The sequence below is a fragment of the Legionella clemsonensis genome, from assembly GCF_002240035.1.
GTDB lineage: Bacteria > Pseudomonadota > Gammaproteobacteria > Legionellales > Legionellaceae > Tatlockia > Tatlockia clemsonensis.
Genome location: NZ_CP016397.1, coordinates 245,548 through 271,718, shown reverse-complemented (window position 1 = coordinate 271,718; position 26,171 = coordinate 245,548). Strand labels below are relative to the sequence as shown.

Genomic DNA, 26,171 nt, shown 5'->3' with positions numbered 1-26,171 from the left:
TGATAAATTCATGAACACATGTCTTCTTTGTTTCTTAGTTTAAGTCATGTAACACTCTTACCGTCAAGGTCATTATGATTGAAAAAATTCGCAATGTCGCCATTATCGCGCACGTCGATCATGGTAAAACTACTTTAGTTGATAAATTACTGCAGCAAACGGGGACACTGAATGAGCGCGCCCCTAAAGTTGAGCGCGTCATGGACTCCAATGCATTGGAAAAAGAGCGGGGGATAACCATTCTTGCCAAAAATACCTGTGTGCATTGGAACGGTTATCAAATTAATATTGTTGATACACCTGGACACGCGGATTTCGGTGGTGAAGTGGAGCGTATCTTATCCATGGTCGACAGCGTTCTTTTGCTTGTTGATGCCGTAGATGGCCCCATGCCACAAACGCGCTTCGTTACGCAAAAAGCCTTTGCACGTGGTTTAAACCCTATTGTGGTGATTAATAAAATTGACAGGCCTGGCGCTAGACCCCATTGGGTGATGGATCAGGTATTTGATTTATTCGATAACCTGGGTGCAACTGATGAGCAACTCGATTTTCCAGTAGTTTATGCATCCGCATTGAATGGCTATGCCAAGCTAGACTTGGAAGATGAAGCCTATGATATGTCTGCCTTGTTACAAACCATTGTTGATAAAGTTCAACCGCCGCCAGTGGATGCTGAAGGGGCCTTTCAAATGCAAATAAGCTCTCTGGATTATTCTTCCTATGTGGGGACTATCGGTATCGGGCGCATCACACGCGGCAATATTACAGCAAAATCGGCCGTTAAGATTATTGATAAAGATGGGCAGGTTCGTAGTGGCCGTTTACTACAGCTCTTAGGCTTTAAAGGTTTAGAGCGTGTCGAAGTTGAGCAAGCCAGGGCGGGCGATATTATTGCAGTCACAGGCATTGAACAGCTTAATATTTCTGACACCTTATGCGATCCGAACCATGTAGAAGCGCTACCGCCCTTGACTGTGGATGAACCAACTATCAGCATGACCTTTCAAGTTAACGATTCTCCCTTTGCTGGTCAGGAAGGTAAATTCGTAACCAGCCGTAAAATTCGAGAGCGATTGCAAACTGAGCTATTGCATAATGTAGCCTTACGCGTTGAAGACACAGAAGATCCTGATAAATTCAGAGTTTCTGGGCGAGGTGAGCTGCATCTATCCATCTTAATCGAAAACATGCGCCGTGAAGGTTATGAATTGGCTATCTCCAAGCCAGAAGTGATTCTGAGGGAAGACGAGGGAGAGCAACAAGAGCCTTACGAGCGTCTCACAGTGGATGTAGAAGAAACGCATCAAGGCACTATCATGGAAAAACTTGGTGAGCGTCGTGGCGAATTACAAAATATGCTGCCGGATGGCAAAGGCCGCGTGCGCCTCGATTACTTAATTCCTACACGGGGCTTAATTGGCTTTCATACTGAATTTCTCTCAAGCACCTCTGGAACAGGCTTAATGTATCATGTTTATGATCATTATGGTCCTGCGATTCGTGGCCGTATTGGCAAACGAAATAATGGCGTTCTTATTGCTAACTGTCAGGGAACAGCCCGTGCTTTTGCTTTATTTAACTTGCAGGAACGAGGACGATTATTTATTGAGCCTCAAACCCTTTGCTATGAAGGAATGATTGTAGGCATTCATGCCCGTGATAATGATCTCGTAGTGAATGTTACCAAGGAAAAACAGCTAACTAATATTCGTGCATCCGGTAGTGATGAGAATATTTTATTAACGCCGCCTATCAAACTTTCCTTAGAGCAAGCGTTGGAATTTATTGACGATGATGAACTTGTCGAAGTAACGCCACAATCTATTCGCATTCGCAAAAAGGCTTTAAAAGAGCATGAGCGTAAGCGCGCATCGCGCTCTAATGAAGAATAGCAATTATTACCAATTTTCCTAAAATTTGGTTGTCGCTTGAGCGCCAACCAAATCTTTAATTAAAAATCTGATGCTTCACCTTAAGAAATTGTCTTTCCGAAAATAAAAAAATGCTTAATTATTTTTTAGATACAGATAAAAGATTGGTCTCCTCCCCAATAACTTTTGATCGTCGAGCCTGTTTTTGAATTTCATTTCGATCACTTTGTAATCCACCTTCTGCATGAGTGACTACTGTCATTGATTCCTTACTTACTCCTGTTGGCTCACTCTCACCTTTCTTCTCAAGTTTTATTGTCTGTAACTGCTTGGCAGTTTTTTCGTTAAAACTTAATTCCACTTCTGTACCTGGTATAGTAATTCCAGCCTCTTGAAAAGCACTTTTTACCAGCCGCATAGCAGATGATTTCACTTTTTGCCAATTGTATTTGTTTCCATTTAACCAGAAATAAATCCGCAAATTGACAGTTCCTGCGAGTATGTTATCTACTAATACTAATGGTTCCGGGTCTTTTAGAATAGCAGGATGTTTTTCAAGAGTTTCCAAAGCAACCTCCTGTGCTGTGGAAATGGAAGCACTGCCCTCAATACCAATTATAAAATTCTCACGACGACTTGAATTACTTGTATAATTATAAATATTGCTTTGATAGACAATGGCATTAGGCACTTGCACCAAATGACCATCTGGCGTCATTAGTAATGTCGCGCGAGTTGTCAGTCCCTGAACATAACCTGTTACACCGGCCACCTCAATCAAGTCTTCATTTCGAAAAGGATTTTGTATACTCAATAAAATGCTTGCCAAAAGATTCTCAGTGATATTCTTAAACGCTATCCCTAAAATAATACCTATGATTCCTGTGCCTCCCAAAACAGTAAAAGCAATGGTCGTTAATCCCAATAACCGCAAAATAATATAGACCCCAAAAAGAATACACAGAAATGACACTGCATGAGCTATTACATTGGAAAGAAGCGGATGAAGATTGCGGGCATTTAAAGCCTTGCGACTGATAGTGGCAATAAATTTCGCCGTGAGCCAGAAAATTATTAAGATAAATAGCGATAAAATAACCAATGGCAAGTTTCGTAGCAAGGCTTTCCATTGTTCGTTAAAACCCACACTTAATTGCCTTTGGAAGTCCCAAACAGAGGGACCCACGATTTCAATTTGATTAACAACAGCCACTACATCCTGAGTATTATGAGCCAGAGTTTCTGCCCAAACTTTATATTCTTTCGTCTTGGTCTTGCCTTTTAAAAAAACTATACCATCTTTTACATTTACTTTTGGATTTTCATACCAGGTGGTTGCTATAAGAATTTCCTTAATTCGTTTACTGATTTCTATATCACGAGCGAGAGGTTTCACCTCCACTTTATTAGTGACTTCAGGTGTTTGGACCGGAGAGGTAGTCTGATTTGGATTGGTGGGTTTTAAATTTCCCCCACCGAATACGCTGGGAACGAAAACTATAAAAAATACCCCACCTAATACAAGTATCCAATGGTCAATAAATCTTGTTTTTCTCAATAGCATTCCTTTCTGAGGTTAACCAAGTTTCAGAGCCGTGTTCTAGATTAGCTTAATTAAGCGTTGTACATCAATGGTTAGAATTGTTTTTCTTCCTTTATTGGCCCATGAATAATTATTAACGTTCAGCCATAGTCTGCGAAGCTATTTAGCTAGCTTTCATACACAGCTTAGGATATCCGTGGAAATACTGTAAAATAACTATAGATACAATTCCTATATACACAATTAAATTGGCAAATCATGAAACAAAAATTCAAACGAGTTATCCTCTATGCAAGACAACATCGCGCTAATCAGGGTGTCAATGAAAGTTTACACCGCCTGGTCGACTTTCTGCATCACGAAAAAGTCGATGCTTACCTAGATATTGATACGGCAACTCATTTTGACGTGGATTTACCTACGCTTGACCGCCACCTTATGGGTAAAAAGCAAGATTTAATTGTGGTTGTCGGCGGGGATGGCAGTTTATTATCAGCTGCTCGTATGGCGATTAAAGTCAATGTCCCGGTGATTGGAATAAACAGAGGTCGCCTTGGATTTTTAACCGATATTTCACCACAAAATATAGAGCCTTATCTTGGAGCTGTTTTAAATGGTAAATATGAGGAAGAACATCGCTTTTTACTTCATACCTCTATTCATGATGGAGAAACCATTTATTTTCAAGGTGACGCATTGAATGATGTTGTTTTAGGACGAGGAAATGAGACGCATTTAATTGAGTTTGATGTCTTCATTAATCAGCGATTTGTGAGCCGTTATCGTTCGGACGGCATGATTTTGGCAACCCCAACAGGTTCCACAGCCTATGCACTCTCAGCAGGCGGACCTATTATGCATCCTCAGCTAAATGCCATAGTACTCGTTCCAATGTTCTCTCATAGCTTAAGTTCACGCCCCTTTGTCGTCGATGGAGAAGTAAAAATTGATTTGAAAATCAGTGAGAGAAATGAAAGCGATTTACGTATTAGCTGCGATGGGCATGAATCACGTCTTGTAAAACCAGGACAGTTAGTTTCGATTGAAAAAAATGCTCAACATTTGCGTCTTTTACATCCTATTGATTACCATTATTATGATACATTACGCATTAAGTTAGGTTGGGAATCTAAACATCAAGGATAAAACATGCTTGCCACCTTGCGCATCGAAAATTTTGCTATCGTTAAAAAACTTGAACTTGATTTATCAGCCGGCATGACCACATTTACAGGCGAAACAGGGGCAGGAAAATCCATTATGATTGATGCGCTTATGCTTGCCCTGGGTGAGCGCGCTGATGCGTCTGTTATTCGTGCTGGTGAAGAGAAATGTGACATCACAGCCAGCTTTCATATAGAACAAGATTCTCTTCCAGCTCAATGGCTGATGGATAATGACTTACAGATCGAAGACGGCAGTGTTATTTTAAGGCGAGTTTTATATACTGAAGGGCGTTCAAAATCCTATATTAATGGCCATCCCTTCCCGCTGCAAAAGGTCAAGGAATTAAGTGAAATGCTGGTTCATATTCACGGGCAACATCAGCATCAAACACTGTTACAACATACTACGCATCGTGAGCAACTCGATCGTTACGCAGGACATTTTGCACTGCTCGATGAGGTACAGCAATCCTACAAAAAATGTCAGAAAATCAAACAAGAATTGGAAATTTTACGCAACAAAAGCGGAGATAATGACAAAGCTGCCCTATTAAAATTTCAAATTGAAGAATTATCAGTTCTTAATTTACAAGACAATGAAATGCAAACGCTGCATGAAGAGCATCAACTGTTACATCATGCCTGTGATTATCTGCAAAACACGCAGCAAATTATGCATTTACTAAATGCTGATGATGAGGCCAACATTTGCCAGCGTCTTAATCAAATTCTGCAATTATTAGATGCCTTGCCACAAGAACACTCTGCCATTAAAGCCAGTAGTGATTTAATTAACAGCGCCCTTATCCAGTGCGAGGAAACACTAACTGAGATTAATTATTTTGCTGAACAAGTGCAATTAGATCCAGAGCGTCTTCAAGAAGTAGAAGCACGCATGAGTATGCTTCATCAATTGAGTCGAAAATACCATGTTGATGTCAATCAATTAGCCAGCCATTTGCTCCAGCTACAAAAGCAATTAGACAATTTGGAGGATAGCGAAAATCGTATTAAAATGCTTGAACAGGATTATAAAAAGCAAATTACAGCCTTTGAGTCAGCTGCCCTTAGACTTCGAGCATCTCGTCAAATCCATGCAAAGAAATTGGCCGCAGAAATAACGGCTACCATTCAATCATTAGGAATGCCGAAAGGTTATATTAATATTGAAATTACACCACTGGATAAAATGCAACCCCATGGCCTAGATAAAGTGGAGTACAAAGTATGCACAAATCCAGGCATGCCTCCAGATAGCCTGGGCAAAATTGCTTCCGGTGGTGAACTTTCAAGAATTAGTCTTGCTATTCAAATGATCACTGCTCAACGAGGATCCACTCCGACCCTGCTTTTTGATGAAGTGGATGTAGGCATCGGCGGCAGTACCGCAGCGTTGGTGGGTCAACTTCTTCGCAAATTAGGAGAGCGTTTGCAGGTTTTTTGTGTCACACATCAACCGCAAGTTGCCTCTTGCGCACACCAACATTTTATTGTTGAAAAACATAGCGACAATCAGCAGACTTATTCTCATATAGTGGCCTTAAATGCGAAGGAAAGAATCAATGAAATTGCACGCATGTTGGGCGGCTTGACGATTACCGAGCAAACACGTTCTCACGCGAAAGAACTGTTGACACAGAGTCATGACTGTTTTGAAGTTACTGTCTAGCAGCGCAGTATTGGTAATCCCCCCGAAAAATAACTGAGGTCAAAAGTAGAATTTTCTCATAACCTATGCTGGAGGAGATTCTGCATGAAATGATCAAAATATTCAGACAACCAAATACTGTCGATACTAAAACAAGCTGAGGGCGGCACGCCTGTATCAGAGATTTGCCGGGAATAGGTGATTAGCGCGGCGCTATTTTATAAATGACGGTCTAAATATGGAGGAATGGATGCTTCAATGATGTCTCGTTTAAAAGAGCTAGAAGCAGAAAATAGTCGCCTTAAAAAGATGTACGCAGAAGAACGCTTCAAAGCAGAAATCCTTAAAGAGGCCATTGAAAAAAGTAGTAACACCGTCTCGTCGGCGTGAGCTGGCACAAAAGGCGGTGAAGGAAAAAGGGATTTCAATCCGTTTATCATGCTTGCTCTTTAGCCTTAGTGAGACGTGTTACCGCTATCAGCCTAAATTAACGAGGAGAATGCAATGATAGCGGACTGGCTAGAGCGCCTGACCCAGAATCAGTGTATTGGGGCTTTGGCTTATGTTTTTTTTATACTTGCGCAATGTGAAAAGATTTATCGGGAATCACAAGCGCGCCTATCGTATATCGGGAATTAGAACTCAACATGCGCATTAAACCCAAGAAACGGTTAATTAGAGAAAAGCCTGAGATCTTGACTGTGCTAAAATCCACCAACGAATGTTGGTCGATGGATTTATGCATGCATGGTTAGAAAATGGTCGTGCTTATCGATTATTCAATGTCATTGATGATTTCAACAGGGAAGGTCTTGCTATTGAGGTCGATTTGTCTTTGCCAGCAGAGCGGGTTGTTAGAACGCTTAATCAAATTATTGAATGGCGAGGCAAGCCAAAACAAATTCGGTGCGATAATGGTCCTGAATATATTTCCAAGCTGTTTAAACAATAGGCTGATAAAATCAGATACAGCTGGTTTTTATTCAACCAGGAAATCCTCAGCAGAATGCCTTTATTGAGCGCTATAATCGCACTGTTCGTTATAATTGGCTAAGCCAATATTGATTTGAATCGATTGCCGAAGTACAACATCATGCGGCATAATGGCTATGGATATACAACAATGAGCGACCTAATACTGCTATCGGAGGGATTCCTCCAACGCAAAAACTGGCTCTAGTGGCCTAATCCTCTACTTTTAGCTTCGATTAAAAAGGGGGAAATTACCTTAATCCATTAATGGCATGAAAGCCCCACTTGTCCCAGCAGTCCCTGGCATTTTTATAGGTATAATGTTTGAATACCTCTTCAATGAAGAGAAATTAAAAGTACATTAAATAAATAAATGAGCAAAATTCATTTATATTCCCATATTAGACAGACTTATAATCCATTTTAGACGAATGTAACATTATATTAATAATTATTTTTAATATATTTAGATATTTAATAACACAATAAACTATAATTCCCACAACTGAATAAACTATAATTTCCACAACATAATATACTATAATTTCTACATGCACTTATAAATTGAAATATTATGAAACCTTCAGAAAAGCTAGCGCAGTCACTAGAAGTTTTACACACACTACAAAAACAAGGTAAGTACGCTATTCCATCAAAGGATATAAGTCGTACTCATAGGGAGCGACTTGTCGAAAATGCATTTTTAGAAGAGGTTGTAAAAGGTTGGTATGTACCTATAAAACCTGATGAAAAAAAAGGCGAAAGTACGGCTTGGTATGCTTCTTTCTGGAGGTTTTGTGCTTCATATTTAAATGAGCGATTTGGGGACGAATGGTGTCTTTCCCCAGAGCAATCTTTACTTCTTCATTCAGAAAATTGGACTGTGCCTAAACAACTAATGATACGCAGCCCCAAGGGAACAAACCGTACTATGGAGTTGCCTCATAACACGGCTTTATTTTCAGTACAATACAAAATGCCAGCGACTCAGGATATAGAGATTAAGCACGACATGCGAGTTTATGCAATAGTACCAGCATTGATCTATTGTTCACCTAAATTTTTTTCTCAATATCCTACTGAAGCACGCTCTGTTCTTTCAATGTTTAATAGTGCATCTGATCTTCTACATTATCTACTGGATGAAGGACATTCTTGGATAGCCGGAAGAATTTGCGGTGCACTTCAAAATATTGGCAAATCTCACGTAGCAGAAGAGATCAAAAAAACTATGGAAAGTGCCGGTTATCAAATACGAGAAGAAGATCCATTTTTAACAAATACACCGATAGATTTTTCCGCAACTTATAAGCCAGCCTACCGAAGTCGTTTGGAAGTTATGTGGCATGATATGCGTGAGACAGTAAGGGAAAACTTCCCTAAGCCGCACCTTGAATCAATCGATATTAAACAATATTTGGAACAAGTAGACGAAAATTATATCTCAGACGCTTACCATTCTCTATCTATTGAAGGATATCAAGTAAGTCCAGACTTAATTGAAAAGGTTCGTTCTGGGCAATGGAATCCTGATGCTACAGAGCAGGATGCATTAGCTGCCCGTGGATACTGGCAAGCATTCCAATCTGTAAAAAAAAGCCTTACGGAAATATTGAATGGAGAAAACCCAGGAAAAATAATACAAAAAGAACATGGTGATTGGTATAGAGAATTATTTCAACCTAGCGTTGCTGTAGGTCTTTTGAAACCAACTGATCTAGCAGGGTATAGACGAAGCCCTGTATTTATACGTCAATCAAAATATATTCCTCCACGTTGGCAAATTGTTAGTGAACTAATGGAAGAGTTTTTTCAGTTAATAATTCAGGAAAAGGAACCTGCCGTTAGAATTGTTCTCGGGCATTTCTTTTTTGTTTATATACACCTTTATTCAGATGGTAATGGCAGAATTGGCCGTTTTCTGATGAATGTTATGTTAGCGAGCGGTCATTATCCATGGACTATTATTCCTGTGGAGAGAAGAAACGAATATATGGAAGCCCTAGAACAAGCTAGTGTTAATCAGAATATTGTTCCCTTCACTAAGTTTATTGCCAGTTGTATTGTATTCAGTAATATTGGTTGGTAAAAAATATCGTTGTTTGTGCTAAAGAGTGCTGTTTCCATTAATGGATTTTGATTTTTACGAGTGCAACTTTTAATGCGTTGTTCACAAGCAGACTTTAGTCTCATTAATTGACGAGAGGTTAACCTATTCCAATCCGTTGCGCGTTTGGTGCCTCTTGACGAGCTGTGGCTCGAAACTTCCCTCTCTGTCTCTCGGTGTAGCTAATTCAAACTGACCATCTTCTGTTCTCAGAATGACGATAACTTGTGCAAGATAATCGTGTGAAAATGCAAAAATGGTATGATCTTACCCTGAGGTAACATTACCAATCTACACGATGTCATTACCAAATGTTTCATAGCGATGTATTCTCATAGCCATAATCACCATGGCAATATTATAAACAATATTGATGCCTATGTAACAAATAATGGCACCAATCAAATTCATCCAGGGAATAAAAATTAAACAGGCAATAATTTGCAAGAGAAGGAGGCTTAGAGTTAATCTAGCACCTATTTTACTCCCCTCTTTTGAATACTGAATCATTTTGTAAAGAGGCATGGATATGGCGTAAGTAAAAATATTTATCAGACAAATGTAGGTATAAGGCAGTGCGTCAATAAAATTGGATTGATAGAGCAATAAAATCTTTTCGGCAAAGAGGCCAATAATTAATGCGACAAAGCAAGCAATACCAAAACAAATTAACATATATTTTTTCATGGTTTTTAACAGAACTTCTTTACTTTGGGTAAATGCAGCAGAAATATCTGGGCCTATCAGAATCCCTATTGGACCAATGGCAATAAATGCCAGAGAAATAATTGAGGTAATTGCTGAAAATAAGCCTGCAGCATGCTCTGTATGACCTAACCACTCAATGATCAGGAGGGGAATTGCGGTAAAAACAAATTTATTTAAATTTTGCACTGTATAGCCATATATTTTTTCTTTCCATACATCTACTGTTTTGCTGGCATCGGACTCAGGACTTAAAAATACCTGCAACTTGGTTTTTTGTTGAAAAATGAAAGCCACAATGACAGAAAACACATAGCTTAAGATAAAACCTATCAGCATGACATGAGGGAAATAACCAGGATCACCGTGGAATAAAACGGGATAAAGGTAAAAATAAGTAAATAAACTTAGCAAAAAATAAATGACTGTCTGCATTAAACTTAAGAAAATAGCAGTACGCATATAATCCACAGCCCGAAAGAACTGTAAGTAGATGTTATACAGCGAAATTCCTACAGCTCCCCACAGAAAAAGTGACAAGGGGTGAGTAATTTCAAACAACTGTAAATCTTTAATGGCCACGCTCAGACTAATAATTGACAAACTTAATAGCACTCCTCCGACAAGTAAGCTTAAATAAACCGGTTTAAGAAAATCCCGGACTGAGAATGTTAAAGAAACAATCTCTTGGTATTTCTTTTTTACATAGAATTTGGGGACATAATAGCCAATGATGGAGTCAATGCCGAAAGTAATAATTGTGGCGATGAGGAAAAGTGCATTTGTTGCGACAGTAAAATCACCGAATAATTCCTCACCTGCATGTCTTGCTACCAACATGTTAATCACAAAAAGCATGAATTGATCAGCTATGATAATTAATAGGTTAAATAAAAATTCCATAAGGATTACAAGCGGCTAATGAAACTATAAATATATCAGCTATTTCTTCATAAGGAACATTAATCAATGAAAATGAATAAAAATGTATTTTATTATTTCAAAACTGCCACGTCAGTCGATAAGGAGAGGGCTTTTGCCTTTTAAAAAAAGGTTAAGAACGATTTATACTTAAAAGATTAAGACTATAAAAAGAGGCTAATTAAATGATAGGACTGATACAGAAAATCTTGTTTAACATGATTCAAGACATGAAAGGCGACGAAGGGATCAAGGAATTGAAAAAGCTGGCTAAAGTCCCATTAGACAAAACTTTTCAAATTAATAATATTTATTCCGATGAAGAATGGCAACGCTTGTTTATAGCAGCCCAAAAGATGCTCAATTTAAGCCAAGAAGAGGTTGAGACGTATTATGCCAGCTACTTTGGTAAAGATGTCGTTCAGCGATTCCCCACCTGGTTTACTATGTCGAAAAATTCTTATGACTTTCTATCCATGCAACCAACTATTCATAACTGCTTTGCAACAAGCACAGCTGATGCTGAGACTAGACAGGCTATCAATGAAAAATTCAGGCTGGAGCAACGACCCAATCAACTCATTACACACTACCGCTCTCCGAATAGATTGTGCGGTTTATACAAAGCGCTGGCCCAATGGGTCATTGCTTATTATAAGGACAAGGCAACTATAGAAGAGAAAAAATGTCTAAAATTAGGAGATAATGAATGTGAAATTCACGTTAAATGGACGAAGTTAAGGAATTAGCATGCGCCATCTAGATTCAGCCTTTTTTGAAGTTCAAAAAAATATCGAAGAAATGGCCAATCAACTTTGCCTCGCAGTTAAGGGCGAGTTTGACTTTACCATCAAAATAGACACCAACAATGAAAGCATGCAGAAACTCACCATGCTGGTTAATTTCGTACTTGATACGGCGCGTCGTTCATTAATTGAAGTTAGAGAGAAAAATACCCGGCTAATGGAGCTTGATCAGCTAAAATCTGATTTTATTGCCAACGTCAGCCATGAATTGCGCACCCCCTTAACCTTAATTTTAGCGCCATTAAAAACAATTCTTGAAAATAAAAATTTGACGCTACCAGAAGAAGTTTTGCGAAATCTGCAAAGAATCCACAGAAATGCAGCTCGACTCTATACCCTGGTTAACAATATTCTTGATTTTTCCAAACTTGAGGCAGAGAAATTTAATCCTCATGACGAGTTAATTAATCTAAATGCATTTATTAGCCAGCTCGTTGACGATGCCCAAGACTTGGCGAAGGAAAGAGATATTAATTTATCTTTTAAAGCGTATGGCACGATTAAAGAAGTACTTCTCGATAAAAATATGCTTGAGAAAATCTTGCTGAATTTAATCTCCAATGCTTTAAAATTTACGCCTGCTCAAGGATTTATTACTATCGAATTAAGACAAAACCCTAATATCTGCATCCTTATTCGCGATAGTGGGACAGGCATCCCGAAAGAACAACTGCCTTTCATTTTTGACCGCTTTCATCAAATAGACTCTTCAAGCACCCGCGCTTATGAAGGTACAGGCATAGGCCTGACTGTTGTTAAACAATTTGTAGAGCTGTTGCAAGGGACTATTTCGGTGGAAAGTGATGTTGGCAGGGGAACTACGTTTAGAATTGACTTACCCGCTCGTTTTGCCAAACGTTCTCAATCTCCCAAGAAGGAAATAACTGCTCAAGCAACTGACTCTTCCTTTGAAAATTTTAAAACAGGTTTTTTTACTGGGCCAACCGCTGCCACCACTCAATCTACCCAAACGAAAAGCCACTTGCCCTGGCTAGTGCTGGCTGATGATAATCCGGATATTCGATCCTACATCGTTTCTTTATTGAAAGATAAATTCAACATAATTACTGTTGATAATGGTAAAGCTGCACTTGATGAAATTAATAAATCTAATCCTCATGTTATTTTATCCGATATTATGATGCCTTTGCTTGATGGCTATGAATTAACCAAGATTCTCAAAAGCCAGAAAGAGACTTGTCATATTCCTGTTATTTTAATTACGGCAAAAGCAGGTGATGAAGCAGTTGTCAGAAGTCTTGATGCAGGCGCTGATGATTATTTAGCAAAACCGTTCTCTCCCCAGGAGCTAATTGCACGAACCACAGCCGCTTATAGACATTACGAACGTTATCTGGAAAATTGCAGGCTAAATTTACAATTACTCACCACTGCAAGGCGAGCAGGCATGGCTGACATAGCCACCTCTATCTTGCATAACGTCGGCAATGTGCTTAATAGCGCCAATGTATCATTAGATATGATAAAAGAATACTCCAGCCATTCCCACTTACAAGATTTAACCCGTGTCTCTTTAATGCTTAAGGACCATACTAATAATCTCGCTTCCTATCTAACCACTGATGACAAAGGAAAATTGCTACCTGATTATTTACTGGCATTAATAAAAAAAATAGACCAGGAGCAAGAGACCATTGCTCATGAAATGAGTTGTTTAAGAAATCAACTTGATCATATCAAAGATGTAGTTGCCATGCAGAAATCACTGAGTGGCATTTCTGGTATTTTGGAAAAATTCTCGGCTCAAGAGATTATAAATAGCGCAATTTCTATGTGTAATATTTCTTTAAAAAAACGCGGGATTAAAATAAAACAGGAAATGAAAGAGGATATTTTTATAATTACCGATAAAGCCAAGTTATTACAAATTCTTATTAATTTAATTCAAAATGCCATTGATGCGTTGAATACTTTCGACGATGTTCCGCGAATTAATAAGCTTATCCACTTTACTGTAAAAGAACATCCTGAGGCGGATAACGTTAGCATTAGCGTAAGGGATAATGGAATAGGAATAGCCCAAGAACACAAAGATAAAATTTTTACCTTTGGCTTTACTACCAAATCGCAGGGACACGGTTTTGGTTTACATACCAGTGCCCTGGCGGCAAAAGAGCTGGGGGGTGACTTACAGGTGAAAAGCGAAGGCATAGGTTATGGCGCAGAATTTATTCTGACGCTACCTCTGAAGCAGGTAGAACGGAGAGCGATGCATGGTGACGACAGCTACAAAAAGCTTAAAAATTCTCATTATTGATGATAATCCAGCTATTCATTCGGATTTCATTAAAATTTTAACCACAAAAAATAGCCATGTGGACGATCAACTTGCAGAGTTTCAGCATCAAGTTTTTGGAAAGCAGCAGCATTCACATTCTAACTTACCGACTTTTCGCCTGATTACCGCCACCCAAGGGCAAGAAGGTGTCGCTAAAATTGCAGAGGGATTAGAAGAAAATGACCCCTATGCATTAGCGTTTGTTGATATTCGCATGCCACCAGGATGGGATGGCATTGAAACCACCAAAAAGATTTGGGAACTCGATCCCAATATTCAGATTGTTCTTTGTACCGCCTACTCAGATTACACCTGGGAAGAAACAATTCAATACTTGGGCCAACGGGAAAATCTGCTCATCCTTAAAAAGCCATTCGACAGTATCGCTGTCCGACAATTGACTTGTGCCTTGACCAAAAAATGGGAACTACTACAAGAAACACGTGCTTATACCCAATTATTGGAGGAGCAAGTTAAAGAAAGAACGCAATCTTTACAAGAATCATTATCAGTCACACGTGGGACGCTTGAATCATCTGCTGATGGCATCCTGGTGCTCAATAATAGAAATCAAGTCATTGATTACAATAAAAATTTAATCACGATGTTTCAACTCACTCAAAAGGAAATTTCAGAAGATGCGCATTTTATTCTTGACCTTATCGCTGCAAAAATTGAAAAACCGGGCGCGTTTTTACAATTTGCACTTAAACTTCGAACTGCAAAAAACGAGAGCAAGACCATCGTCCTAAAATGCAAAGATCGACGAATTTTGGAAATTTATACCCAACCCTATAAGCTGCATGACACGATTACAGGGCGCATCTGGTGTTTCCGTGATATAACGCAACGTGCCTTGCTAGAAGAGCAGCTGCAACACCAAGCCACTCATGACTCACTAACCCAACTGCCCAATCGGGTGTTATTAACGGATAGATTATCGCAGTTAATTTCTCATGCGAGACGTAATAACACGGTATTCTGTGTACTTTTTTTTGATCTGGATCGTTTTAAATTAATTAATGACAGCTTTAGTCACATTGCTGGTGATAAATTGCTACAGGATGTTGTCAAAAGAATTCGCCATGTCATGCGAGAAGAAGACACTCTGGCAAGACTGGGGGGAGATGAGTTCGTTGCTCTTTTAAAATCACATGATGAAACAAACGTTGCCAAAATTGCTAAAAAACTTCTTGATGTGTTTCGTAATCCTTTTGCAGTTAACTCTCATCAAATTCGAATCACACCAAGCATTGGTATCGCGACTTTCCCGCGAGATGGACAAACTATTGATGAATTATTACGCAATGCCGACATTGCTATGTATCGTGCCAAAGAACAGGGCGGCAATCAATTTCAGTTTTATACTTTCAGCCTGGGTAAAAAAAGTGTAGCACGGATGGAGTTGGAAGCCGAATTGTATCAAGCTATTAAGCGTAATGAATTCTCTTTATGTTATCAACCCCAGCTTGATTTCAAGACAAAGAAACTTGTTTCCGCAGAGGCTTTAATTCGCTGGCATCATCCTAGAAAAGGGATCCTTTTACCCATTAATTTTATTCCTTTGGCTGAGGAAACAGGACTTATTCTTCCTATTGGGGAATGGGTTTTGCGAGAGGCTTGCAAACAGAATAAACGATGGCAACAACTGGGATTACCCCCCATCCGGGTTGCGGTCAATGTGGCGACGAAACAGCTTAGACATCCAGAGTTTAGTACTACCGTGCGTAAAATCTTAACCGAAACCCAGCTTAGTCCTGAATTTCTTGAAATAGAAATTACGGAAAATGTCATCTTAACCAGTATAGAAGCTACTACCATTTTTAGTGAGTTAAAAAAATTGGGAGTTCATTTAGCTCTGGACAATTTTGGTTCAGGCTACATGCTATTAAATCATCTCAAGGTCTTTCCCATTGATAGAATCAAAATTGATCAATCCTATATCAATAACATTGATTACAACAAAGTTGATGAGGTAATTATTCAAGCGATTATTACCTTGGCGCGAAGTCTTGATTTAGAAGTTGTTGCTGAAGGGGTGGAGTCTTGTGAGCAAATTCAATTTCTGGAAACTCATCAATGTACAGAAGCACAAGGCTATTATTTTTGTAAACCACTTGCTTCAAATGAATTTGAGGCATTTCTTAGGAAGACAGTCACTGCATAATTTTTAAGCCATCTTGTTCTCTAACTCCAGATAAACCTCTCCATAGTCACTTGATGAATAATCATCATCGCTGGGGTAAAGGATATAATCTTCTGCTTTGTCTTTATGAAAAATTAAATAATTATATTTTTTATTAGAATCAATTTGAATAATTATTCCAAGTTTATCCGCCATTTTATTTGATTTGAACCAGGTGACTTCTTTCGCATGGGCGATTTCAGGTATTAATGCAAAGGTTAAAAATTCATCACGAGTAATTTTTATCATTTTCTATCCTTAACAATAAAAAATGCCATCCATTGAAGTTTAGGATGAATCTTTAAAAGAATAGAAAACTGTCCTTATTTTTTCAAATATTTCTACTTGCATGTTTGTCAAATAGGCTATATTAATTAAAAAAGACCATGCTTATCTTGACGCTCTAGAAGACAGGATTATCTAACGTTCAAGGATGGAGGAGACATGAATCAATACGATTATAAAGGTTTTAAAGTAAATTATCAGGTTGACTTATCGGATAGAGTCCCTCATTTATATAAAGCTGATGGCTATGTTATTCGTGCTAACAACAATAAGAATGGCAATTCCCCCCAAAAATTTCATACTGAGCATCCCACGAAAAAAGGAGCAGAAATTGAAATTAAAAAACTTCTTGAGGAGTATATTGATTTTGAATGGCAAGAATTTTATGAAATGCAAAATGAACCTTAGTTATTCTTGAGGTCATTATCCATTTTAAATAAATTAACTGCTTATCGGCGAAGAAAAGCAGCTAAAACCATTAAACTTAGTCCACCAATAAAAAGTGATGTCGCTATTGGTCGCTCACGAACCTTATGCATCACAAGTCCTGAATAGTCTTTAATATTATCACCGAGTTGTGCTGCTGTTTCACGCGTTTCTTCATATAGATCATTTGCAATTTTTTTACCACCTTTCAGCAGATTTTCTGTATGCTCTTTCAGTGGAGAATTTCCGCCACGTCTAATATCCATTTTGTAGCTCCTTACATTCTGTTTAGACCGAATTTATACATCCTGTCTCAAAGTATAGCAAATTCATGCTTCAACAACATTAGCGCGACAAGGAACGCAGCTGAATATTGTGTGCTTTGTCCACTAACAATAAGTGATTAGCCGGTACATCTTGCCAGTCTGTATTAAAATTGGTGAGTCTTTCAGAAGCAATTAAACAACATTGGTGAATGTGCTCAGACTGTTGAGCAGTTTCTGGATGATTCAACGTTGTAAAACAACTGCCATTAAAATAATGCAATGACTCGGGCTTGGCTTTTTTATGGGTGGTATAACGACTTGCTACCAATCGCTCACCGTCCGTTAGACACACATTAAAATAAGAAGCCTCACTTGCGCCAAAATATTTGATTAACTCGTTAATTTGTGCAAAAGTTTCTTCCAAAACCTCAGCAACCACCACTAATTGGCTTAAATCCTTCCCTTTTGCCAACTGTAAGAATAAAGCGAATAAATGTTCAGAATCCGTTTCACCTTGGATCCAATGATAAATGTCATCATCAAGCAAATGGCGTAGATGACGTTTAACCACAATGAAATCAGCAATGTCCCCATTATGCATCAACATCCAGCGACCATGAATAAAAGGATGACAATTGTAGTTGGTAACGCCTCCAGCACCTGCCGCTCTGACATGGGCAAAAAAGCAAGGTGATTTTATTTTGGCAGTAAGATGCAATAAATTTCTATCATTCCAGGCTGGCGAAATAGAGGTGAATAGCGCAGGTTCCGCACTGATTGAGGGTGTATACCACCCTAAACCAAAGCCATCACCGTTTGTAGGGACAATCGTTTCACGGGCATGCAAACTCTGCATTACAATCGAATTAACAGGTTTAACCAAGATATCATCCAACAATGCTTCGTGCCCGAGATAAGCTACAAAACGACACATAGGAAAACTCCTGTTTTATTGTTAACTATAGCAAGAAAAATAAAGAATTTTTCTTCATGAATATCTACTGGGGTTATTAAAGCCCCCAATGATGAACAGTGTCCGTAATGTTTGATGAATGCTGGAGTAAACGATAAAGCAAGATAAAAAAATTTAATTAGACTTTTAAGTTAATTGTTTATTCTATAAATTAGGAAGTCCAAGTTTAAATGACCTGAAGTGCGCTATCCATGCTATGGGAAGGCTTTGCTGTATTAATGATTAAGAGACTTAATTAACTATGCAAGATGCTTATCTATTATTTTTCATTTTGGGTCTTACGTTATTGATGTTTATATGGGGACATTATCGTTATGATGTCGTCGCTTTAATGTGCCTCCTTTCGCTTGTATTAACGGGACTTGTGCCAGCGGAGCATGCATTTACCGGTTTTGGTAATCCTGCTGTCATTACAGTAGCAGCGGTGATGGTGATTTCTACGGTACTCATCCAGGCTGGCTTGGTCGAGGAAATATTAAAATATATAAAGCCTTTTTGTACCTCACCGACATTACTTATTGGTTTTATTTGCTGTATTGCTGCATTTTTATCCGCTTTTATGAATAACGTTGGTGCTTTGTCGCTCATAATGCCGGTTGCCATTCAAGGAGCAATCAATACAAAATTGTCACCCTCAAAAATCTTAATGCCTTTATCCTTTGCAACAATATTAGGGGGAATGACCACCAAAATTGGCACGCCACCCAACTTAATCATTTCAGCTTATAAAGAGAGAATCACCCAAGTCCCTTTTAATATGTTTGATTTTACGCCAACAGGATTAGCAGTAACCCTTGGAGGTCTCCTCTTTATTATCTTTTTAGGCTGGCGCTTTATTCCTTCACGTCGAAAAGCAACAAGTGACGGTAGTGAATTATACCAAATTCAAGATTACATCAGTGAAATTCGTATTCCTGAAAACTCACCTGTAGTCGGCATGGAACGTCAACAATTGGAAAGTTTCATTGAAGGGGATTTTTCTATTTTAGCCCTTATTCGAGGACGTAAGAAAAAGCTTGTCGTTCCCTACGATGAAGAATTACAAGTCAATGATATTTTAATCATTGAAGCTTCGCATGAGGATTTATATCGTTTAATTGAAAGCGGCAAACTTGAATTAACGCAAGGTGAAGTGATTTCACCAGACATATTGCTCGGCAAGGATATTAGTACTATTGAAGCGGTAGTCACACCAGGTTCAAGAATTCAAGGCCGCTCTTGGCAAAAACTTCGCATTCGTTCCAGATTAGGGCTTAATTTACTGGCCGTAGCACGCTCAGGACGAGCCATAAAAAATCGTTTGAATCATGTTAATTTTAATGCTGGTGACGTTTTACTTATTCAGGGTCCTAGTGAGGATCTACATGAAAATGTGGTTAATCTAGGACTTGTTCCCTTGGCAGAAAGAGCCATTAATGTTGGTTTTAGACGCAGTATTTTAATTCCATTAACCTTGTTTATTATTGGCATCCTACTCACAGCATTTCAAATACTCACTATTGAAGTGGCTTTTGCCCTGGTAGTAGTAGGGCTAGTCCTATTTAATATTTTACCTATGCGTAAAGTCTATCAACACATTGACTGGTCAATTATTGTCCTGTTAGGCGCATTAATCCCTTTGGGTGAAGCATTAGAAACAACCGGGGCCGCAAAAATAATTGGAAATCTCTTATTAAGCCTGACTGGGAATGATTCTGTTCTTCTTGTGTTAGGATTGTTGATACTGATCACTATGACGGTCTCTGACTTGATGAATAATGCCGCCACGGCGGTAGTAATGGCCCCTATTGGGGCCGATTTAGCTAAATTACTTCACATGAATGTTGACCCTTTTTTGATTGCAGTAAGTATAGGTGCATCCTGCTCCTGCTTAACGCCAATAAGTCATCAGAACAATACCTTGATTATGGGGCCTGGTGGTTATAAATTTTTCGATTATTTATGGCTTGGAATACCCCTAGAGTTAGTAGTATTAACCACTGCATTACCTGCATTGTATGTATTTTGGCTCTAATAAATAACACCAGGCTATTTATAACCAGTCTGTTAGGCTTTTTTCTTTGATCTTTCAGCTTCTTTTTGGGTAAGGGTTTTTTGTCTTTTTTGTCTTTACCCATGCTCTTTTTAAGCAAGGTAATAAAATCAACCACATCATCTGGTTTTCGTACCCTTGCTTTAGTTTCTTTCCCTGTTTCTTTTTCAATTTCTTTGGTTTTTTTCTCAATCCATTGAGTTAAGGCCTCCTGATAATCGTCATGGTATTTTTCAGGCTTCCAGGTGGCTGTCATGTCCTTAATTAATTCGGTTGCCATTTTCATTTCTTTTTCTGAAATTTTATAGGCTTTAAGCGAGTCTGTAGGTACTTTTAAGTCATCTTCTTTACGAATTTCTTGCTCAAATCGAATAAGATTGAGCACCAATGCATTTTCATGAGGCATTACCAGACATAAGTGTTCTTTAGTGCGAATCATTACTTTTGCCACCCCTACTTTCCTGGTTTTTTTTAATGCCTCCCTCAAGAGTACATAGGCTTTTTGATTTTTAGAGTCCGGCACAATGTAATACGGCTTATCAAAATATAAATTGTCAATTTCATCCAATTCGATGAATTCCTCGATATCAATCGATTTATATACTTCAGGACTTGCCTCTTCAAAGGCTTTTTCATCAACGATAATGTAATTGCCTTTATCAAACTCATAGCCTTTTACTATTTGCTCCCAAGGCACTTCTTTTTCCGTGTTGCTATTCACTCGTTTATAGCGAATACGTGATTTATCGCGAGCATCCAACAAGTGAAAATGCAAATCCTTTTTTTCTTCAACGGGAATAATTTGCACGGGAATTGTAACTAAACCAAATGAAATATCACCCTTCCATATCGCTTTCATACTATCTCATTCCTAAACGTGTACTTATTTAAAGTATAGAATTTGATAAAATTATGACTAAATAGTCAAAAACAGCCCGATAAATAAAAAAGCAAAGCTGATGCATTTTGCATCAGCTTCTTTGTTAATGCCCTTCTTCCTGTTGATGTACAAATAATTCTACACCAGCATTTTTACTCATCCTGCGCCCTGCAGCGATTGCCTTTTGTTTCGTTGAAAAGCGTCTCGTGGCACGAGTCGCATTTTCTCTTCTCAGTTCCCAATCACCACCTTCTCCGGGCAATACATGGTAAGCATTCTCCTTTTTTTCAGTCTTTTTTTCAGGCTCCAGCTTTATTTCAAGACAGTCCTGTAAAAGCTTTTTGATAATGGAAAGATGCCTTTTTTCTTGTAGCATTGCTTGTTCAAATTTTTCAACCAGCTTGTCTTGGCCATTATCATTGGCCAAAGCAATTAGAATTTCCCAGGCGGCATTATCAATTAATTCAGCACTTAATAAGGCATCGAGGGCTTGAGCCATATTGGTTCTTGGGTCAGTGATGACATGGATTAGACCCTGACCCAACACTCCCGTGATGTCGGCTCCAGGTGTCATAGCGGTTGGATCAGCACCAATGTCTTTTATTGCCCTTTTCAGCATATCCATATGTTGTATCTCTTCCTTGCGAATATGCTCTAGTTGTTGCAGAATTGCTTTGGATTCACCAAGACCTAAGGCTTTGGCAAGCGTTGCCTCATAAAGACGCACTCCTGAGCGTTCAAACGCTAAGCGTTCCCCTAATTTATCTAAAAATAGCTCTGGATGACTCCCCCACATTTTATTAAATGAAGTTTTAACAATACCTTTGAGAGACATAGGCAATGGAATGGACCCAATAGGCTCAGCTCTAGTAATAAATGTGACACGTTCTTTTTCCATTTTATGCTCATCACCTTGTACATCAGGCGGAAACTTTTTACATGCCTCCAACATTAATTTAATATTTTCAGGCGCCTGTTCAGCACCAGTTGCATTGCCAGGTTTTGATAAATTTGCCATGATGATCTCCTTATCCAAGTTGGTTAAGTTCAGTTCCTGGCTGCCATTGATAGCCCGCTGAAACTATTTCAGCCGGAATGCCCGCTGCATTCATTTCCTTACGATATTGAACTGAACGAGTGCTTTCTTTTGATTTTGGAACATAATCAGCACCATCTGTGCGCAAATCCACCTCTTTTGTTAAAACTTGCCGGACAAAATCGCGTTGACTTTTAAATTCAATCATTTTGGGCAAATGACCTTCGAGAATTTCCGCAGGATCCCGCTGTTCCATCTCTTTAAACCATTCACATGCCAGATGTAAATGACCTAATTCATAATCTAAAAATCGCTCCCAAATGGCCTTAATACGTGGATTTGGCTCTTGTTCAACACAACTAAGATAATTGTAAATTTCAGTTGCTTCATGAATCAGCCACTTTTCCATCAACGTTTCCTCAGGATCCATTAATGAGCCATATTGAGTGACATGTTGCTCTTCGACAGACGCAATCTCGGCATAAAGCTGTCGAGCGATTGGATCAGCAAAGGTGGGGCCGATATTCATGTAGTAATCGTGAGTCTGGTATTCTGCGCCAGTAATCATCGCCGCATGAATTTTAGTAATGAGTTTGGCTTCATCTTTTTGATAGGAATTGCGCAAATCATCTTCTGGAGCACGATGATGAAACGTGGTCGGACGACCTGGAACAATATCAGTGTAACCCTGCAGAATATTGTTTGCATCCTTACCTTCAAGTCGATCCAGCATTGCCGCATAACGATATAAATGATCAAAATCCTCCAACAAGCCAAAACGATAAGTTTGTGCCTGATAGGGGTCAGGTTCATTTTGAGCAACAGCGGCAGTTACTTCAATAGCTACCTGTTCATAAGCAATCGTTGTTTCCAAAGGAGAATGATCGGCTGACAATAACCAGTTAATTAACGTCGCTTGATGTTGTTCAACCCGGCGAATGCGGGCTAGAGGTAACTGTAACGCTTTATTAAATCTTGCGAGAAAATGTTTGGTTCTTAAAGCATCGAGTTCAATACCATTCATTAAAATAATTCGTACTCTCGTAAAGGCATCATCATCTAATTTAGAGATAGGCTGGCTTGCAAGTTCTTTCCAGGTAAAATGTTGCTTATCAAGCGGACAGCCCTTGTCCTTCATTACATCTAAAAAATTAATGGCCATTTTTACTCTCCCTGTCTGAGTGAAACATCCCTCTAAAATGCCTAAAATTTAAACACTCGTTAATATAGTATAGCAATGTCAATATTGCGAAAAATCGGCAGTAGATTTAAAAAATCATCTATGATTTAGAAAGAGGCGCGCGCTAATCTTCTGTTCTTGTTAAGGAAAGGATTTTTTATGAGCAAAAAAAAGGAGAAATGGGATTGCATCATTGTAGGCGGAGGACCTGCCGGTTTAACAGCAGCAATTTATCTCGCCCGATTTCGTCGAAATATTATTGTCTATGATACGAATGATAGTCGCGCCATGCGAATCCCTATTTCTCACAATTACCCGGGTTTCCCAGCAGGAATCTCCGGTCATGCGCTCTTAGAACGGTTGAGACAACAATTACAGGCTTACAACATTTCTATTATTAATGAGGCAGTGACGAGTCTTAAAAAACTCAATTCTGACACGTTTGTTGTGACTGGCGAACATCAATCAACAAAAACAAGGAATGTGCTTTTAGCGACAGGTGTGCAAGATATTGAGCCTGTTTTACCTCATCTCAATCATGCTATTAAAAGAGGGCTCATTCGTCACTGCCCGGTTTGTGATGCCTATGAAGTCATTGACAAAAAAGTAGCGGTCATTGGCTATGGCAAATCAGGCTTGGGGGAAGCAAGCTTTTTACGTGATTATACTTCTGATGTCACTTTAATTACCTTAGGTAGACAATGCCGTTGGAATAAACAAGAACGAGCCATTTTACACGATACCAATATTACTGTAATTAGTAAGCCTGTTCTGGATTTAGAATTATTAGCTGATTGCACAAGATGTAAATTTGCTGATAATAAAACAATTGATTTTGATTATCTCTATTCGGCTTTAGGCAGTAAAACAAACAACAAACTTGCTGATGATGTCAAGGCAAAACAAAAGAAAGAATTACTTATTGTCAATAAAGATCAGGAAACTTCAGTTACAGGATTATATGCAGCAGGAGATATTGTGTCCAGTTTGCATCAACTTTCCGTCGCCACCGGCCAAGCAGCAATCGCTGCAACCGCCATTCACAATCGCTGCCGAAATTATTCTATTCCTACTTGAAGCGTTTCTCTGCTGTTTTTCCAGGCGCGTTTCATAATGGGCGTATTAAAAGAAATAGCGATTTCACCCTTGGGGTTTAGAGCAATCACTCCCATTTCACCCTTTAAATGTTGGGTGCGTTTGTGAATCACATAATCACAGGCTTCTTGTAAAGACAGGTGATTCAATTCGGTTAACAGTCCAATGGTATTGCCCACAACCCCTCTTATCAGAAATTCGCCTTCCCCAGTTCCAGATACAGCACAACTGGCATTATTGGCATAACATCCTGCCCCAATAACACAACTATCGCCCACACGACCTGGGAGACAGTTGCTCAGGCCGCCAGTAGAAGTAGCAGCAGCGATATTTCCCTGTCTATCCAAAGCGACTGCTCCAACGGTTCCCATCATTTTTTTAGCGAGAACCTGTTCAATAGACTCACTTTTATTCATCCGTTTAAATTCCTCAAGCTGGTGCTCAGTCACAAAATAAGACGCCGGTTCAAGCGGTAAATTTTTCATGTTGGCAAGTTTCAAAGCACCATAACCTGAAAGATAAACATGATGGGTTTTCTCCATAACAAGTCGCGCCAATGTCACTGGATTACGCACTTCTCTAACCATGGAAACTGCCCCTGCTCTTAAATATTGGCCATCCATAATGGAAGCATCCATTTCAACCTCTCCTGCAGAATTGAGTGCAGATCCTTTCCCCGCATTAAATAAAGTATTGTTTTCTAGTAACTTAACCGCCATTTCAACGGCATCCAAAGCACTTGCACCTTTCTCCAACAGTGCATAACCTGCCTGCACCGCCTCAGCTAAACCCTCCTCCGTTTGTTGGCGATTTGCTTTAAGAAAAGGCGTATATTCTCCTGCCCCTCCGTGCACAGCGATAGCGATGGTATTCATAGTTAATCCTTATTCTTTCTTGTCAATTCGAGGAATTGCCGGATTGGCAAGTTTTCGAGTTTTGATTGAAAATTGACATCCCTTGACCAGCAGATGTACTTTCAGGTTTTCAACAAAAACGGCTTCTCCTTCTTCCACATTGGTAATATTGGTTTGCGTAATGTTTTTACCATCAATGATTACGACCATTCCGGAGCCGCGACATTCCGCATTAGCGCCGTTTTTAATGATTAAGGCGGTATCTTCGCCCAAGCCAATTCCCAATTGTTCAGGATTCATAATAATGGCATGAGCCAATCGTCCAAAGCGTCCTCGTTTGATAAAATGGGTATCAATAATGCAAGACTGTAAAATTCCCAAGCCTGAAGAAGTCATTAAATTGCGGTAAATCAATGCCTCTGTTAGCCCACCACTGGTAATCATAATCGAAGACATGACCATAGCACCTGCACTTGTCCCTGCAACAATAAATTTTTCGTCGTGCTGATACCGTTGTTTAATAATATCAATAAAGGGAGTGCCCCCTAAAATAGTGGACAATCGGAATTGATCTCCTCCCGTAAAAAAAATAGTGCCTGCTGCCTCTGTCCTTCTGAGCACTTCTTTATTTCGTGCTTGTTTCCTATCTTTTATATGCAAAAATCCAATATTTTTATAACCGATTTCATGAAAAACTTTTTTATAGACCCGTTTCACCTCATTAGGGAATTCTGAACCCGTGGTGATAATTTCTATCTTTTGATTTTCTGAGTCAGGCAATAGTTCACTTAAGATCTCATAGCGCGTAAATTCCTTTTTCTGCTCAATGATATCAGGGGGCTCACCCACCTTATCCTCAGCACCTCCAATAATTAATAATTTAGCTTTTGGTATCATATGAGAGTTGGCCCCTACAAG

At 39.0% G+C, this 26,171-nt stretch carries 20 protein-coding genes and 2 pseudogenes; 11 read left to right on the top strand and 11 right to left on the bottom strand.

Features of this window, described 5'->3' with window-relative positions:
• Positions 1–74 precede the first annotated feature (74 nt).
• On the top strand, positions 75–1,895 hold the full coding sequence (gene typA, locus clem_RS01180) for a translational GTPase TypA (RefSeq protein WP_094089935.1): 1,821 nt from the start codon (positions 75–77) through the stop codon (positions 1,893–1,895).
• Between the two features lie 118 nt (positions 1,896–2,013).
• Here the strand turns inward: typA and clem_RS01175 are convergent, their stop codons facing one another.
• Positions 2,014–3,432 carry a mechanosensitive ion channel domain-containing protein gene (locus clem_RS01175; protein WP_198333176.1) on the bottom strand — a complete coding sequence of 473 codons (1,419 nt, stop codon included), beginning with the start codon at positions 3,430–3,432 and terminating at the stop codon, positions 2,014–2,016.
• Positions 3,433–3,675: 243 nt separating this feature from the next.
• On the opposite strand from clem_RS01175, the gene clem_RS01170 reads away from it, so the two are divergent.
• The 4 genes and pseudogenes from clem_RS01170 to clem_RS01155 all read left to right on the top strand — a co-directional run bounded on the left by clem_RS01170 (position 3,676) and on the right by clem_RS01155 (position 9,292).
• Positions 3,676–4,563: an NAD(+) kinase gene (locus clem_RS01170; RefSeq protein WP_094089933.1), complete on the top strand. Its 888-nt coding sequence runs from the start codon at positions 3,676–3,678 to the stop codon at positions 4,561–4,563.
• A 3-nt stretch (positions 4,564–4,566) separates the two neighbouring features.
• On the top strand, positions 4,567–6,252 hold the full coding sequence (gene recN / locus clem_RS01165; protein ID WP_094089932.1) for a DNA repair protein RecN: 1,686 nt from the start codon (positions 4,567–4,569) through the stop codon (positions 6,250–6,252).
• Between the two features lie 114 nt (positions 6,253–6,366).
• Positions 6,367–7,419: pseudogene (locus tag clem_RS01160) on the top strand (IS3 family transposase).
• A 358-nt stretch (positions 7,420–7,777) separates the two neighbouring features.
• Positions 7,778–9,292: a Fic family protein gene (locus clem_RS01155; protein WP_094089931.1), complete on the top strand. Its 1,515-nt coding sequence runs from the start codon at positions 7,778–7,780 to the stop codon at positions 9,290–9,292.
• Positions 9,293–9,430: 138 nt separating this feature from the next.
• Here clem_RS01155 and clem_RS14695 read toward each other — a convergent pair.
• Together clem_RS14695 and clem_RS01150 are read right to left on the bottom strand one after the other, a co-directional pair.
• Positions 9,431–9,517: pseudogene (locus clem_RS14695) on the bottom strand (transposase); the annotation flags it as partial.
• Between the two features lie 84 nt (positions 9,518–9,601).
• Positions 9,602–10,918 (bottom strand): lipopolysaccharide biosynthesis protein, encoded by a 1,317-nt coding sequence (locus clem_RS01150; RefSeq protein WP_094089930.1) that lies wholly within the window; start codon positions 10,916–10,918, stop codon positions 9,602–9,604.
• Positions 10,919–11,121: 203 nt separating this feature from the next.
• On the opposite strand from clem_RS01150, the gene clem_RS01145 reads away from it, so the two are divergent.
• From clem_RS01145 to clem_RS01135, 3 genes are read left to right on the top strand one after another with little or no spacing between them, the layout of a single operon-like run.
• Positions 11,122–11,685 (top strand): heme NO-binding domain-containing protein, encoded by a 564-nt coding sequence (locus clem_RS01145; protein ID WP_094089929.1) that lies wholly within the window; start codon positions 11,122–11,124, stop codon positions 11,683–11,685.
• Between the two features lies 1 nt (position 11,686).
• Positions 11,687–14,020, top strand: a complete 2,334-nt coding sequence (locus clem_RS01140) for an ATP-binding protein (protein WP_094089928.1) — start codon at positions 11,687–11,689, stop codon at positions 14,018–14,020.
• On the top strand, positions 13,977–16,208 hold the full coding sequence (locus clem_RS01135) for an EAL domain-containing protein (RefSeq protein ID WP_094089927.1): 2,232 nt from the start codon (positions 13,977–13,979) through the stop codon (positions 16,206–16,208). Before clem_RS01140 ends, clem_RS01135 begins: the two co-directional genes overlap by 44 nt.
• A 3-nt stretch (positions 16,209–16,211) precedes the next feature.
• On the opposite strand, the gene clem_RS01130 is transcribed toward clem_RS01135, so the two are convergent.
• Entirely contained in the window at positions 16,212–16,475 is a 264-nt protein-coding gene (locus clem_RS01130) for a hypothetical protein (protein WP_094089926.1), read from the bottom strand.
• A 195-nt stretch (positions 16,476–16,670) separates the two neighbouring features.
• Between clem_RS01130 and clem_RS01125 the strand changes: the two genes are divergently transcribed.
• Entirely contained in the window at positions 16,671–16,919 is a 249-nt protein-coding gene (locus clem_RS01125) for a hypothetical protein (RefSeq protein ID WP_094089925.1), read from the top strand.
• Positions 16,920–16,960: 41 nt separating this feature from the next.
• On the opposite strand, the gene clem_RS01120 is transcribed toward clem_RS01125, so the two are convergent.
• Together clem_RS01120 and clem_RS01115 are read right to left on the bottom strand one after the other, a co-directional pair.
• Entirely contained in the window at positions 16,961–17,203 is a 243-nt protein-coding gene (locus clem_RS01120) for a hypothetical protein (RefSeq protein ID WP_094089924.1), read from the bottom strand.
• 79 nt (positions 17,204–17,282) lie between these two features.
• Positions 17,283–18,137 carry a class II glutamine amidotransferase gene (locus tag clem_RS01115; protein WP_094089923.1) on the bottom strand — a complete coding sequence of 285 codons (855 nt, stop codon included), beginning with the start codon at positions 18,135–18,137 and terminating at the stop codon, positions 17,283–17,285.
• 280 nt (positions 18,138–18,417) lie between these two features.
• Here clem_RS01115 and clem_RS01110 point away from each other — a divergent pair, with 280 nt between their 5' ends.
• Positions 18,418–20,190 (top strand): SLC13 family permease, encoded by a 1,773-nt coding sequence (locus clem_RS01110; protein WP_094089922.1) that lies wholly within the window; start codon positions 18,418–18,420, stop codon positions 20,188–20,190.
• On the opposite strand, the gene ku is transcribed toward clem_RS01110, so the two are convergent.
• The 3 genes from ku to clem_RS01095 all read right to left on the bottom strand — a co-directional run bounded on the left by ku (position 20,081) and on the right by clem_RS01095 (position 23,286).
• Positions 20,081–21,067, bottom strand: coding sequence for a non-homologous end joining protein Ku (ku, locus tag clem_RS01105; protein ID WP_094089921.1), 987 nt, complete (start codon positions 21,065–21,067; stop codon positions 20,081–20,083). The two genes, clem_RS01110 and ku, sit on opposite strands and share 110 nt — an antisense overlap.
• A 124-nt stretch (positions 21,068–21,191) precedes the next feature.
• A complete protein-coding gene (locus tag clem_RS01100; RefSeq protein WP_157698139.1) occupies positions 21,192–22,106 on the bottom strand; it encodes a DUF2188 domain-containing protein in 915 nt (304 codons plus the stop codon).
• 10 nt (positions 22,107–22,116) lie between these two features.
• A complete protein-coding gene (locus clem_RS01095; RefSeq protein WP_094089920.1) occupies positions 22,117–23,286 on the bottom strand; it encodes a hypothetical protein in 1,170 nt (389 codons plus the stop codon).
• Positions 23,287–23,463: 177 nt separating this feature from the next.
• On the opposite strand from clem_RS01095, the gene clem_RS01090 reads away from it, so the two are divergent.
• Positions 23,464–24,381, top strand: coding sequence for an NAD(P)/FAD-dependent oxidoreductase (locus clem_RS01090; RefSeq protein ID WP_094089919.1), 918 nt, complete (start codon positions 23,464–23,466; stop codon positions 24,379–24,381).
• Here clem_RS01090 and clem_RS01085 read toward each other — a convergent pair.
• On the bottom strand, positions 24,363–25,274 hold the full coding sequence (locus clem_RS01085; protein WP_094089918.1) for an isoaspartyl peptidase/L-asparaginase family protein: 912 nt from the start codon (positions 25,272–25,274) through the stop codon (positions 24,363–24,365). The genes clem_RS01090 and clem_RS01085 overlap by 19 nt on opposite strands.
• Positions 25,275–25,283: 9 nt before the next feature.
• A complete protein-coding gene (locus clem_RS01080) occupies positions 25,284–26,150 on the bottom strand; it encodes a cyanophycinase (protein ID WP_094089917.1) in 867 nt (288 codons plus the stop codon).
• Positions 26,151–26,171: the final 21 nt, after the last annotated feature.